The 12,952-nt window shown below is 47.6% G+C and carries 12 protein-coding genes; 4 read left to right on the top strand and 8 right to left on the bottom strand.

The features are described 5' to 3' along the window. The first annotated feature begins 78 nt into the window (after window positions 1-78). The 4 genes from ACKPVM_RS19235 (at window position 79) to ACKPVM_RS19250 (ending at window position 4,013) form a co-directional block, all read left to right on the top strand. Entirely contained in the window at window positions 79-681 is a 603-nt protein-coding gene (locus ACKPVM_RS19235) for a site-specific integrase (protein ID WP_039316117.1), read from the top strand. Between the two features lie 128 nt (window positions 682-809). Continuing rightward, complete coding sequence (locus ACKPVM_RS19240; RefSeq protein ID WP_040043038.1) at window positions 810-1,937, top strand: DUF262 domain-containing protein; 1,128 nt, start codon at window positions 810-812, stop codon at window positions 1,935-1,937. After that, complete coding sequence (locus ACKPVM_RS19245) at window positions 1,930-3,039, top strand: AAA family ATPase (protein WP_040043039.1); 1,110 nt, start codon at window positions 1,930-1,932, stop codon at window positions 3,037-3,039. The genes ACKPVM_RS19240 and ACKPVM_RS19245 overlap by 8 nt, the downstream gene beginning before the upstream one ends. Next, window positions 3,036-4,013, top strand: coding sequence for a hypothetical protein (locus tag ACKPVM_RS19250; RefSeq protein ID WP_040043040.1), 978 nt, complete (start codon window positions 3,036-3,038; stop codon window positions 4,011-4,013). Before ACKPVM_RS19245 ends, ACKPVM_RS19250 begins: the two co-directional genes overlap by 4 nt. Before the next feature lie 172 nt (window positions 4,014-4,185). On the opposite strand, the gene mobC is transcribed toward ACKPVM_RS19250, so the two are convergent. From mobC to ACKPVM_RS19290, 8 genes are all read right to left on the bottom strand, one after another. Next, window positions 4,186-4,932: a MobC family replication-relaxation protein gene (gene mobC, locus ACKPVM_RS19255; RefSeq protein WP_040043041.1), complete on the bottom strand. Its 747-nt coding sequence runs from the start codon at window positions 4,930-4,932 to the stop codon at window positions 4,186-4,188. Between the two features lie 8 nt (window positions 4,933-4,940). Then, window positions 4,941-6,803 (bottom strand): type IV secretory system conjugative DNA transfer family protein, encoded by a 1,863-nt coding sequence (locus ACKPVM_RS19260; RefSeq protein ID WP_040043042.1) that lies wholly within the window; start codon window positions 6,801-6,803, stop codon window positions 4,941-4,943. A 722-nt stretch (window positions 6,804-7,525) separates the two neighbouring features. After that, on the bottom strand, window positions 7,526-7,828 hold the full coding sequence (locus ACKPVM_RS19265) for a TrbM/KikA/MpfK family conjugal transfer protein (RefSeq protein ID WP_040043043.1): 303 nt from the start codon (window positions 7,826-7,828) through the stop codon (window positions 7,526-7,528). A 43-nt stretch (window positions 7,829-7,871) separates the two neighbouring features. After that, window positions 7,872-8,888 (bottom strand): P-type DNA transfer ATPase VirB11, encoded by a 1,017-nt coding sequence (gene virB11 / locus ACKPVM_RS19270; protein ID WP_040043044.1) that lies wholly within the window; start codon window positions 8,886-8,888, stop codon window positions 7,872-7,874. Continuing rightward, complete coding sequence (gene virB10, locus ACKPVM_RS19275) at window positions 8,878-10,110, bottom strand: VirB10/TraB/TrbI family type IV secretion system protein (protein ID WP_040043045.1); 1,233 nt, start codon at window positions 10,108-10,110, stop codon at window positions 8,878-8,880. The genes virB11 and virB10 overlap by 11 nt, the downstream gene beginning before the upstream one ends. Next, on the bottom strand, window positions 10,107-11,000 hold the full coding sequence (gene virB9 / locus ACKPVM_RS19280; RefSeq protein ID WP_205620433.1) for a P-type conjugative transfer protein VirB9: 894 nt from the start codon (window positions 10,998-11,000) through the stop codon (window positions 10,107-10,109). Before virB9 ends, virB10 begins: the two co-directional genes overlap by 4 nt. Further along, window positions 10,997-11,680 carry a VirB8 family type IV secretion system protein gene (locus tag ACKPVM_RS19285; protein WP_040043047.1) on the bottom strand — a complete coding sequence of 228 codons (684 nt, stop codon included), beginning with the start codon at window positions 11,678-11,680 and terminating at the stop codon, window positions 10,997-10,999. The genes virB9 and ACKPVM_RS19285 overlap by 4 nt, the downstream gene beginning before the upstream one ends. Window positions 11,681-11,900: 220 nt before the next feature. Next, window positions 11,901-12,941 carry a TrbL/VirB6 family protein gene (locus ACKPVM_RS19290; protein WP_040043048.1) on the bottom strand — a complete coding sequence of 347 codons (1,041 nt, stop codon included), beginning with the start codon at window positions 12,939-12,941 and terminating at the stop codon, window positions 11,901-11,903. Window positions 12,942-12,952 lie beyond the last annotated feature (11 nt).

Consider the following 12,952-nt stretch of genomic DNA (forward strand, 5'->3'; position numbering starts at 1 on the left):
GGGAGCATTGTCGATGTCCGCAGTTCGCTCATTAGGGACAACCATACTCAAATCTCCCACATTGCAGGAGATTTGAGTATGAACACGTCACCGTGGAACAAAGACCGTATCATCGGCCAAAAAAGACCACTTCAGATATCTCATATCTGGGGGATACGAATCCGACTTGAACTAGAAGGTAAAACGCGCGATTTAGCTCTGTTCAATATGGCCTTGGACAGTAAGCTACGAGGCTGTGATCTGGTCAAACTCAAAGTATCTGATGTTGCATATGGTAGCTCTGTTTCAAGCAGAGCTACGGTGTTGCAACAGAAAACCGGTAGCCCTGTGCAATTTGAGATAACCAAAGGGACAAGAGAAGCTGTTGCTGCATTGATAAAGCTTGGCAATTTGCATAGTAAAGACTTCTTGTTTCGGTCTCGAGTCGGAACTAACCAGCCCATATCAACCCGGCAATACAACCGAATTTTTCATGGATGGGTAGAAAAGCTTGGTCTCGAAGATTCGCTTTACAGCACACATTCCATGAGAAGAACAAAACCTTACCTAATCTACAAGAAAACCAAGAATCTCCGGGTGATCCAACTTCTGTTGGGCCATAAGAAACTGGAAAGCACAGTCCGTTATCTGGGCATTGAAGTCGATGATGCATTAGAGATCTCTGAATCGATCGAAGTCTAAGGTTGTCAGGGCTGCAACAGCAGCCCTGTGCCAAAAGCGGTAGTAGCTAGGTAGAATCCGCCAAATCAAACAAGGTATGATACAAGAGTTGCTTACGGGTAAGACACGATTAATAAAAGGGGAAGCACATGGTTGATTATCAAGAAACCGAGCTTGATGAAGAATTGGTTGCGCCAGGTACGGAAGATGAAGAGCCGGAACTGCTTGATGAGGTGATGCACCCGTTCAACCCGACCGATATTGATATCGTCGTTGAACCGAAGTCGTTGGATGCCTTGATTAAGCGAATTCAGCACAATGAGATCGACATGAATACCGATTTTCAGCGTCATGCGGAGTTATGGGATAACCGCAAGATGAGCCGGTTAATCGAATCCATTTTGATTCGGTTCCCGTTACCGGCTTTCTACTTTGATGCGTCCGATGAAAATAATTGGCTAATTGTGGATGGTTTACAGCGGTTATCTACGATTCGCAAGTTTGTGTTAGATAAAAAGCTTCGTCTCAATGGGCTGGAATTCTTAACAGACCTCAATGGTAAAACCTTCGATAAATTGCATCGTCAATATCAGCGCCGTATTGAAGAATGCCCTGTTACTGTGTACATGATTAAGCCGGGTACGCCTGAGGATGTTAAGTATTCGGTGTTTCGCCGGATCAATACAGGCGGCTTAACTCTAAATAATCAAGAGATCCGTAATGCGCTCGCTAAGCCACGAGACAGAGAATTGCTCGAAGAGTTAGCCAATTCAGCATGCTCGAAAGCCATGCTAGGTGACCTTTCCAAACGTATGAAGGATCAGGAACTGGTATTGCGATTCTGGGCATTCCATCGCTTTGATTATTTAGACCCTAAAAACAAAAAGGAAATTTCCTCGTTTTTAGATAAAGCCATGGAAGACATCAAAAAAGGCGATGATGTCTACCGTGCAGAGTTTAAAGCTAGGTATTCAACTGCAATAGAGCGTTGTTACCAGCTGTTAGGAGAAAAGGGGTTTGAAAAAAATCCTGCATCAAGAAGACGGTCAAAAAATGCAACACTATTTGAAGTCTGGATGGTTATGTTGGTGAAATTAACTGAAAACGAGTTTAGCCGCTTGGTTTATAATCAACCCAAGTTTCAAGAAAAGGTACAGACGTTATTGGAAGATGCCGAGTTTATTAATGTTATTAGCTATTCCACTCAGCGAAAAGAGCATGTGGAAATACGCTACGAAAAAATCAACGCGTTGATTAAAGAGATGCTTAATGATTGAGTTTATTAATATCCAAAACTTTAAAACCTTGTTAAATGCTAGTTTTCCACTGGGTAATCTGAATCTATTCTCAGGCCTTAATGGCATGGGAAAATCAACGCTTGTGCAAAGCTTATTGCTTTTAAGGCAGTCTTATGAACGCAATACCCTTAAAACCAAGGGTTTGCTGTTAAATGGTGATTATGTCAATATCGGTACGGGTAAAGACGCGCTCTCTAGTTTTAGTGAACAAGAAGAGATTATTTTTACCATTAAATGGCTCGAGAAAGAACAGCCAACACGGTTTGAGTTTGATTATCAACATGACTCAGATCTGCTGCCGCTGCGTAAATCGGGTATTGAGGGTGATCCAGAATCGCTAAGCTTATTTAACTCTAATTTTCAGTATTTATGTGCCGATAGGTTAGGTCCGCAAAGTCATCACCAGTTGTCTGAGTTTCATATTCGTGATTTAAAATCGCTTGGCCATCATGGTGAATTTGCGGTTCATTTTATCGCGGTTAATGGCGCTAAAGACTTGGAAATAGAAGCGTTACGCCATCAAAAGGCTGTTTCAGGGACTTTGCTTTCTAATATTGAAGCATGGATGTCGGATATTACGCCCGGGTTAAAAATCAAAGCAGTGGCGCAGCCTCAGTTTAATTCGGTGAGCCTTAGTTACTCTTTTAACCAAGGGAAAGACACAACCGAAGACTTTAAACCACAGAATGTGGGGTTTGGATTAAGTTATGTGTTACCTGTCGTAACCAGTATACTAAGTGCGGCAAAAGGTGATTTGCTGATTATTGAAAACCCAGAATCACACTTGCACCCCGCTGGGCAATCCTTGATGGGTAAATTGTGTTCTATTGCTGCCAATAATGGCGTGCAATTAATCGTTGAATCTCATTCTGATCATTTTCTCAACGGTATACGGGTTGCGGTGAAGCAGAAAGTGGTTGCAGCTGACGATGTCAAAGTCTTTTTCTTGCAGCGAGATGTTCATAACTCCATTCACGCCTCAGAAGTCATGTACCCCAATATTGATGATGAGGGACGAATAGACTGCTGGCCGGAAGGCTTCTTTGACCAATGGGATAAGGAGTTGGATCATCTGTTATGAATAATGGAATTGTGTTGAACCATCACTCTTTGCCATTTGCCAGCAAAGAGGATGCAGATGAAGGACTATTGGCTTTCTTTACTGTTCTTAAGGTTTGCCGAACTGCTGGGCTGAAAATTTTGCTAGTCGATGAAGATCAAGACAAGTCGCTAATGGGGCTGGAGCTGGCTAACGGATACTTTGTGCGCAATTGGCTTGCCTCTGCAAGCAAAGTAGCAGAACTTGCGGATTGGTGCCGATTTCTAAAGTCTCTTGAAACGAAACAGCCTCTCTTTGAAACCGTGGATATTGAACGTTTTGGTGATGTATTAGAAGTTGGCTTGCCAGGGGAAGATTCAGGTAAACCGGTGCTATTAGCAGCGTTTTATTTTGAAACTTTTCTTGCCAGTTTTACGGCTTTGGCTGCTTGGACAAATAGCCATTTTAAAGTATGGGTTTTCGAGCTTGATGCAATACCAGATCAAAGGGATGAAACGATTTTAAATCTGAGTGATTCTGCGAGCTTGGGTGTGCATGGTGATGAACTCAAACAACGTCGTAATGCGTTGTTAAGTTCCGCTAAGGATATCTGGCTGAAAAGAGCAGATTTGTTTCCTCATCTCACTTTATTGTCAAATCAAATTGGTACAAGTCTACAAGGTTGGTCTGCTAGGCAAGATGTCTTGTTCAAGGCGCGAGATGCGCTAAATGTGCTGGAGTCGTTTAGTGAGAAATGGCTTTCAGGTGAGTATGTAGAGTACCGTCATGAGTATTTAAGAGATTTGGGTTTGGCAGCTGAAGTTAGCGGTGAATCGGACAGTGTAAATAATGCTCCCAAAAAGAAGAAAGAGCGCATATTTTGGTTAGATGATGGACGGCAGGTCTATTGCGAGAATCATGTAAAACTACCTGACGGTTACCGCCTACATTTTTATGCTGACGCAGTAAATCAGCGGATATATGTGGCGTATTTAGGGCCGCATTTAACTTTGTGAATTTAAGGAGATTAATGAATAACTTAGCTCCATTCTGTATGGCAAAGCCTTGCGCACTTGGAAAACGCTATACCCGTTATGACCAGCCCCTATTAGTTCACTCAAAAGGTTGTTAGCAATGTCCGCAGATCGCTCTTAGCCGACCATGAGATTTGGCAACGCCAGATCCAGCTTATGAATATTGCCTCGGCTCCAGTTGTCGCAGCTCGTCGAGAGTATAAATACGGAAAACATTGCGGTGACGTGCTTCCAGAGGGATAGGTTGATGATTAACGATGACGTGTTTGATGCTGCCAAACAGCAGTTCAAGCGCCCGTTTTTTCTGTAGGTCCGGTACGATATAAAAGACGTAAATCCAGTGTTTCTGCGTCCGGGCCAGTAAGTGGCTGGCGATAATCGACTGGTAGCGGGCTTTGGTTTTCAGGCGGCGCTCGGTTTCTACTGCGATGGCCTGTCCGTCAGGGAGTGTGATGAGTCCATCTGGGCGGTGTTTGACCTGATACTGGCTGAGGAACGTTGTTCGATCGCCGTTTATCCATCCGGATGCACCTTTTTTCTCCAGAATCAGCCGAGCCACCTGATTATCAAGGTGGTGCTCCAGCGTCCAGCCAGTGATTTTTGACGGTTCAAAGCGTGCCGGGAAAATGTCATCGTCCGGCGTTAAAACGATAGCCAGTCCGTCGCTGGTTATGCCCCACAACGACATTTTCATCGTCCGTGATTCAAACACATGCTTTTGTATTAACCCCATTCGTTTAGTTTTTGTCAGCAGCGTATATAGCGATTTGTGATCCCTGAAGCCAAACAACAGCATCAGCGTTTTAAAGTCGCTGTAGGTTTCTTCCTTCAGGAAATTCAGCAGCTTTTTTATCTTTTCGCTGTTGCGGGCGGTGCGCTCGCTATGTGTTGCGATAAGCATTATGCCTCCTAAAAATTGAGCAAGGACGGTGTTTCGTCATCATCAGATCTCGGTTTTGCTGATTTACTTTCCCCTTCAAAGAAAAGATCGGGCCGGGTTGCCGCGACATTGGTCGTTGAAGCGGATGTCGCTCCTTCCTCATCGAAGTCCAGCGCGATTCTTGCCGGTGCTGCCGACGCGGCAATATCCGGAGAAACGGAATAGATCTCCAGCTCGTGTTTTTGTACCTTGATGGGGGAAATCAGTGAGGCAGAGGGAAGCGTTCTCGTCGTAAAGATAAAGCTGACAAAATCGGGCAGGTTCAGGATCATATTGCTGTCGATAAAGAAACGCTCTGCCTGTCTGATAGTACGTTCACCGTCGATGGTTTCCGTCAGTACGGCATCAGTTTTGGCTTTGCGGATTTCATCATCCACTAAGATGGTGCCAGACATTCTCGCTACCCATTCCGCTGTATCCGGGTCCATAACGCGGTATACCAGCTTGAATTTAGCGTTTTCAACGACTGCACCGACAACTGCATCGCCTTTTAAATCCGCTGGGCAGTCTTTCAGATCGGCGACGGACTGATGGGCCATGATGATATGTACGCCTTTATCCCGTGCTGCACCTAACCCCTCCAACGCCGGTTTTGACAGATGGTATTTCAATTCGTCCAGAAAGATGGCTATGGAGCGGGGCGTTTCTTTTACCCGGTCGCGCCTTTCTGCTAATTGGTAAAGTCGCACCAGCAGCATTCGCTGGGCGGTGATAATCTTGCCATTGCGCATTGAGCCGATGACATAGCAGCAGCCACCTTCATCAAAAACCGATTGGAGTGAAAATCCTGTCGGCGCGTTGATGGCATTGAGCAAAGCCAGCTCTTCAATCTTGCCGAAAAAGGCTTTGATATCCTCCGCGATACCTTGAACATATTCGCCGTTATAAATATCGCGGATAGTAGAAGAGGGATGACTGCTGACAAATTGTGCCGCCATACGTGCCGCTTTTCGGTCGTCGATACGATAAAAATCGGATTCCTGACCTTTTTCCGCCAAGCTGAATCCCGCAACAAACAATTCCTCTAGTTCGTCAGGCGTAATATTTTCAATCAGATTTAATTGGTATTGCGGTTTTCGCAGGTCAATTAAGGCAAAGGGTTTGCCTGCATCCTCGCAGGCCTTGCGATAAAGATGCGTCGCCCATTCATCATCCTTTGGGTCCATAATAAATACACCTTCACCCGCCAGGATACTTTGGTAAAGCAATATACCGGCTGCTACACCTTTACCGGCTCCGGTGGTGCCGATAATATCCGCATGTTGTCTTTGCCAGTCTTTTAATGGGAGATACATCGGTTTTTCATCACGGTCTATCCCGATAAAAATACCCTTATTTAGGTTGATATAATCCAGTGGGTTATAATGCAGCGTTTCCGGCAGCAGGGATTTTACCGTGCGTACATCGGTGCGTAATTCCCGTTCAAGACTGGTCTTTTTGATGAGTCGTTTTTTTATTTTATCCAGTTCAGGCGTTAATATCCGGCGTAGACTAATATGGAGAATAAGCCCTGCCATGGTAAATATAATTAATATTGACCAGTCCAGAATGGGAGTGCGGGTAAGTATCCGATCGTTATAAAGCCACCTAAAAACGCTAATAAGTAAGGGGCCCACTGTGCCAAACAGGAAACACAGCAGGGAAAAAGTGATAATCAGCTTTTTCCATAATGGGGCTTTCTGCCGATCATCGATTTTCATTGAAGCGAAAAACGGCAGGGTCAGTCCCGATAATAGCGCCAGCATCAATTGATGCTGTTGCATAACATCAATAAAGGACAGCACACCATTTACTATCGGCGACAGTGAAATGGCAAGCTTATTTAACATCATGGTGCCTCCTTTGTCGGCGACTCGCCCCAACGTATCGCCCCATCAATTCGCCCCACGGTGTTGGGCGAAAAGGCGGGGCGAACGTCTGGGGCTAAGAAGGTGACCGCTCTGCGGCCATGTGTCGGAAAGCATGCTTCCCAGCACGAAACAGCGTGCGCCAGTTCATGCGGGCTGGACGCCCTTATTGCCAGGCGCATGGGGGTAATGTCGCAACTGGACGCCGCGCCAAAACCCCCAAGGTCAAAGGCGGCACACCGTCGCCCGCTACGCGCGACCACCCCCTTTGAGACGCCGTTTTTCGCCTATTTTTTCTTTTGTCCGTTCCGGCCAAGCGAAAAAATGGGAAAACGCCTTCAAAGCGGGTGGTCGCGCCACGCTACCGGCTTTTGGCCGGAGACTTAGCTGCGACGGTGTGCGGGGCTATGCCCCCCAAATAAACCGCTATCGTGGGCGATAGCTTTTCGCTCGCTGGGGCGGCGAAATTTATTCGGCTCCCCCCGGCCTGCAAAATCCGCGTGGGCGCGGCTGTTTGCAGATGGGTTCGGCGACGCAAATTAGCAATTTCTACGAAATAGAATTTACTCGCCTTACGCCACTTTTAAATTTCTGCTATTCGCATAAATTTAAAAGCCTAAAACCGTCACGACCGGTGCCGAGTTTGCCATCTCGATTTGACAGGGGAATGGAAATAATCCGGATATTGTTATTACCGTTTTTTTAATTCAATTACGAACGCGGCCAAATTTATTAATTATCTGGTCGATAATTTTCGGCTCGGCTGATTTGCATTCGAACAATAAGTTTCTTCGGGCGTCGGCGGTACGGCTAGGTTGAAATCCGTGTCTGTTCTTTTTCACAATATTAAAGAAGGAACGTTCAGCAGACTGACATTCATTCCCTCCACTGTTACCGGTTGTTTTACCGTACAGACATAAAATAATCTCGCAGGCATCAGCGGCCATTACGGAAGAGGGTAGTAGTAAACTCATGCAGAAAAGACAGGTGGTGAATAGGATCGTTTTCATACTGAATACCTTTATTGAGAATGAGCGGGCTTTAACTGTTCGTCTATCTGAATGATTTCTTCATTTGATGAAGGTGTATCGGTTTGAAATAAATATCCCCCATCCGACGAATATCACCGTGAATATCTACGCTGACGATGATATCCACGCATTTAAGCACCTTGCGTAACAGCACATCGAACGGGATATTTTTGCAATCTGGATTTTCATAACAGCGGTCAATGATCCCTTCAATACATTCCTCCGGGCTGCCTGCGTGCAAGGAGGTGATAAGGCCCTCATGCCCGGAACCGATAATTTTCAGCGCGTCCCATGCCTCCCTCCCACGAATTTCTGCCAATAGAATTCGATCCGGATTCATTCGATAATTCGCCCGGATAAGTCTGCTGGGGGTGATAATCGCCTCGTCTCCGGCATCTGCCGGATAAAACAGATGGACATAATTAGCGTGGTGGTAAAACCGGATTTCAGGATTATCTTCAATCGTGGTGAGCCTGAGATGTAGCGGAATATAGTGCAGCAATGTCTTCATATAGGTGGTTTTACCGGAGCCGGTTTCACCAACAATAAAGAGGGTTTTGCCATACTCGACGGCCTTTTCGATAAAGTGGGGAATATCACCATTGTTATAGCAGCGGGTCAGTTCATCATCTTTGCTTTCGTTTCTCTCCTTACCCGCTATCCGGTTATAAAACCCGGCATCAATCCAGGACTGATGCGTTTTCTGCGCAAATGACGGGTTTCGCAGCGTAATAGATACGGTATTCCGCTCGCAGGCTGGGGGAATAATGGTCTGGACACGTTCACCTGATCCTAATGTAGCAGAAAGGATAGGGGAGGTATCATCGATATTGTCCTCATTCCATGAGGCCAGTGCTTTGGCAAACGCATGGCACTGACGCAACGTAACCGGAGAATCATGTTTCTGCCATCGACCGTTTATTTTGGTGTGGATCTCTCCGGGGCGGTTAATGGCGATTTCTGTCAGACCTGCCAGTGGCAGAAATTCACCAAATAACTGGTGTTTCATAAAATCCAGCGACAGATTTTCAGCGCTCATACCACCTCTTTTTTAGATGTAGTTGATAAACGGAAGAGAAATCGATATCCGTACCAGTCATGATGCCGATCACATCGCCCTGATTGAGGTACATCGTGGGCGGGATATTGATACTGTTTTCCAGTGCGGTTTTTGCCATTTCTGATGCAGCGGCGCGGGTGTTTTCGGTGTAATCGGTATTGCGGTCTTTCCCCGGTGCTGAATCTGATGCGGCGGCAGCCACGTCCTGTACGGTGCTCAACATCAGCGCATTGCCGAACCGTTCCCAGAAATGGGTATCAATCCAGCCGCTAATCCCAGCCTCACCCAACGGGCCGGTGGCTTCGGTATCAACCAGCGGAATTTGCAGGCTACCGGGTTCCGGTGTGCGTAATTCCGTCCAGATGACAAACATCCGGCTCCGGCCATGTTGCAGCGCCCCGGTGCGGTAGATGCCTCTGGCGACGGTTCCGGCAGGGAGCAACTTCACGTAATGGTTAGCGCTGTAGACGTCTTCGCCGATAAGGCAGGAAATACGACCGCCCACGTCAGAGACAAAACGCCGCATCATTGAGCATGGAATATAACGATCAACCGGAAGGTAAAGATTGGGATCGAGACCCAGTTGCCTAACGCTGGTCACTTTTGCAATACCGGGATTGGTGTCGTTAGCCTCTGTGCCAGACGTGGTTTCTGGTGTGCCTTTGTTCTGATAGCTCTGTGTGTCGGAAGGGGCAGTTTGTGAAGCCTGAGTATTACCGCGTTGTGTGGATTCAGCGGCACTGCTTGACCCATCGACTAGTGCCGCCGCCTTATTTAAAGCAGGTGGCTCTGACGGTGATGCAGTCTGTATTGGGGGATTATCTGTTGCGGTTTCCTGTTTGTCCTGACCGAACAGGCCGAACGGATTATTGTCCATACCGAGGTTTTTACGCTCATGTTGCCCTGTACTGGCTGATGGCGGTGCTGGGGTTTCAATCGACTTATTATCGCTTTGCTTTAATGCGACAAGGAAGCGATCTCCACCCAATGCCAGTGCAATCAGTGCGCCTAGACTTAGCAGGCTGACCAGCAGCGTCCGGCGGCTGGAGGCTTTTTTGAAGCGGGTCACTTCAGGTTGGCCGGGAGGTGTGTTTTGCTCTGGTGCCTGACTCGCCATCGCTGAACGGGCGCGTTCACGGGCTTCAGCCTCCAGCTCCGCCACGGTTTTTTCCGTTGTCTCTGGGTCTGCTTTATCAGTCATCTGGCCTCCAGTGTGACGACAGGTGAAACGGTGTCACCGCTGCCAGTAGTGGCGTTGCCGAATGACGTATTCTCAATCCCGACTACCGCGCTGCCGTAGCGCAATACCAACTGTGGCGACATTGCCCGCACGACGACCACGGTGTAGTTTCCGTGTTTGGTTATGCGGGGTGTTACGGTCTGTTCCTGCCCGTTAACGACCCGGAAGATCGACGGAAGGGTTTTGACGGGAGAAAAACCGAGATAGATAAAGCGGCCATTATCGTAAGTAAAATCTGGTGCAATGGAGGCTGAACCCGCTGCGACTCGCTTGGTATAGAGCCAGTTGCGTGGCGTGGTAGCCTGCTCAAATGCTGTCGCTATCTGCTGCTTTTCCTGTGTTTGACGCAGGAGTTTCAGACGCGCTGCGCTGGCTGCCTCTGATCGTCTGCGCTCGTCATCCGGATAGCGAAAACGGATAATAAAGGCCTGTGAAGGCGAGTCATTCTCCAGTACGTTCAGTTCCAGACTGTAGTCGCGCTTTGATGTCACGACAAAGAGATTGGTTCTCCACTCGCTCGCCGTTGGCAGAAACACTTTATTGACGTTGTTGCCGTTATCATCGGTTACCGGTTGGGTTATGGGATTTGGGCTGACACCGACCCGGTTATCGCTTTTAGTGACTTTCCAGCCCTTCGGAAACCCTGCCTGCGCGTCGATGACTTCTTCATCGTCATCAAACAGGAGTGTGGTGAGGTAGCCGGGGCGGGTGTTGACGATGGTCGCATTTTGACTGTTATAGGTGACATTCTGCATTCGGCTGTCATACGTGCTGCTGCGCGGTATCGCCGCGCCCCAGGCTGTGGATGACATCAGAAGGAACCATAAGATCACGGTTGTTTTCAGCATCATTCACCCCTCAGTTCTTTATCGCGTTGGTAGCTGGTCACGATGAACCCCAGAGGATTCACTTCTCGCTGGCTGTCTGTCAGTTGTTTTCGTGGGAGGTAGCGATAAGTCAGGCGGATGTTCCAGACCTCTGTTTTAACCGAGTTATCGACAATGCGGCGGATAGTCCGTTTAATGCGTAGGGTTGCCAGATGGTCAGGCGCTGTAGCGGTCGCGTGAACGTTGGAAATAATGTCGATAGACACGACATATTCCGCTTTATTGAAAATGACATCGGGTGCCTGATTGCTGTTAAACCCGTCGAGATAATCCCTGTTAACGCTGTCGCTATTGAATAACTGTACATCGTCATAATCGCGCTGGAGAGCAAAATAGTTATAGCCCTCGCGGAGCCTGACATAATGCGCCGCTAACGCCTGAGCCAGTGCTTTCTCTGAGGAAATACTCTGCTCTTTAATCCGGGTCATATATTCATAACGTCCGGTCTGTTTATCCACCGACCATAATTCGATTTCGGTGGTTTTCAGCGGTAGCAGAATAATCAGTGCGGTGATCGCCATTGCGGCCAGAGCAAACCCTATGGCCGCTATTCGCCACGCCATCTTTTTTTCCCGTTCATCCTTTTCCAGCAGGACAGATTCAAAGGCGCGAGATGACGCAATGATGTTTTCTGTTTCAGACATGCTTTGTCAGCTCCTGAATAATTGCGGGAGAATTAACTGGTTGAGGATCGCCAGATACCGGCGGGAGGTCGTGCCGATGCTGAGCACAGCCCGTGAGGACGCACAGCATCAGAAAGACGAGGCTGGATTTCATATCGATACCTATGTTTGTCGAAGACAGAAATGCCGTACCGGCGGCGGTTGCCACGGCTCGCGGTGGAGAGACTGCGTTAGGAAGGGATTAGCGGTTACGCTGTTGGTTGAAACGCTTCATGCTATCGATAGACGCCGCACGTTTTTGCCATGCGGATAGGGCTTTGCTGGTGCCTGCGGTGATAAGTGAACCTGTTGCAGTAGCGGCGCTGACGCCCGCTTTTGTCGCAAGTCGCGCACCTGTCGCACCGGCTTTCATGACCGGTTTCGCTGCGTCAGAAGATGGTTTCGCCAGCCCACGTAGGCCGCCCATAGCGGCACCCTGTAGTGCTGCTTGAACGGCAACGCCACCTAATGCGTTCGCGATTTTGGCTGAAAACCAGATAATGACGCCGGAAATAACACCCGCAACGCAGCACTGAACACCTAGTGTGATGATATTGGCGCTATCTGCAAAGTTAACCGCTTTATCTAATAAGCCATTGAGATAATTAATGACAATCCTGATGGATAACGCGGAAAACATAATCGTCAGGATCACCGTGAAGATAATTTTCAGCCAGTTGTTAAACATTGGAATAAGGAATCCATACAGCAGGCAGAAAATAAATAACGGAGCAGTGGTGGTCATTAATACAATGATAATTCCGGCTAATAGGTTAACCGCCGAACCAAAGAGCAGGGTAACGATAGCACCTCCCCAGACCAGAAGTTGGGCAATACCACCGTTGAGTTTTACATAGGTGGAATCATCCTGTTGATAAAGCTTTTGTCCTATCGTTTGCGCTTTCGCCCAAACGGTATCCAGTAACACCCAGACATTGTCATCACCGCTGACGCCGTCGGTTAATCCCTTAATGGCAGAAATGGCTAAATCTAGCCAGCCATCGAGATTTAAAACGAATGTCATGATTAATAGCATTCGCCCGACATCCCATATGACATCTTCTACAGGCGTTTGGAGTTTTCCAGCCAGAGTTTGATAACCCCGATAAGTGACAAATAACGTGAAGGAGCTGACGGCGATAATGCTTACCATATCGCCGTACACGGAGGTTTGTCCCCGTAGTACGGCATGTAAACCGTCAGTGATCGTGTTGTTCATTCCAACAAACATACCACCAGACATAGATGACCCCT

Origin of the sequence: Pectobacterium hainanensis, assembly GCF_046237015.1 — a bacterium.
In the GTDB taxonomy this organism is placed as follows: Bacteria; Pseudomonadota; Gammaproteobacteria; order Enterobacterales; family Enterobacteriaceae; genus JBJYIN01.

What these genes read in the sequence shown, in the direction of transcription:
- virB9 (WP_205620433.1), bottom strand. Translation starts at nt 11,000, where the DNA reads ATGATGCTGAAAACAACCGTGATCTTATGGTTCCTTCTGATGTCATCC.
- ACKPVM_RS19240 (WP_040043038.1), top strand. Translation starts at nt 810, where the DNA reads ATGGTTGATTATCAAGAAACCGAGCTTGATGAAGAATTGGTTGCGCCA.
- ACKPVM_RS19260 (WP_040043042.1), bottom strand. Translation starts at nt 6,803, where the DNA reads ATGATGTTAAATAAGCTTGCCATTTCACTGTCGCCGATAGTAAATGGT.
- mobC (WP_040043041.1), bottom strand. Translation starts at nt 4,932, where the DNA reads ATGCTTATCGCAACACATAGCGAGCGCACCGCCCGCAACAGCGAAAAG.
- ACKPVM_RS19265 (WP_040043043.1), bottom strand. Translation starts at nt 7,828, where the DNA reads ATGAAAACGATCCTATTCACCACCTGTCTTTTCTGCATGAGTTTACTA.
- ACKPVM_RS19245 (WP_040043039.1), top strand. Translation starts at nt 1,930, where the DNA reads ATGATTGAGTTTATTAATATCCAAAACTTTAAAACCTTGTTAAATGCT.
- ACKPVM_RS19250 (WP_040043040.1), top strand. Translation starts at nt 3,036, where the DNA reads ATGAATAATGGAATTGTGTTGAACCATCACTCTTTGCCATTTGCCAGC.
- ACKPVM_RS19290 (WP_040043048.1), bottom strand. Translation starts at nt 12,941, where the DNA reads ATGTCTGGTGGTATGTTTGTTGGAATGAACAACACGATCACTGACGGT.
- virB10 (WP_040043045.1), bottom strand. Translation starts at nt 10,110, where the DNA reads ATGACTGATAAAGCAGACCCAGAGACAACGGAAAAAACCGTGGCGGAG.
- ACKPVM_RS19285 (WP_040043047.1), bottom strand. Translation starts at nt 11,680, where the DNA reads ATGTCTGAAACAGAAAACATCATTGCGTCATCTCGCGCCTTTGAATCT.
- virB11 (WP_040043044.1), bottom strand. Translation starts at nt 8,888, where the DNA reads ATGAGCGCTGAAAATCTGTCGCTGGATTTTATGAAACACCAGTTATTT.
- ACKPVM_RS19235 (WP_039316117.1), top strand. Translation starts at nt 79, where the DNA reads ATGAACACGTCACCGTGGAACAAAGACCGTATCATCGGCCAAAAAAGA.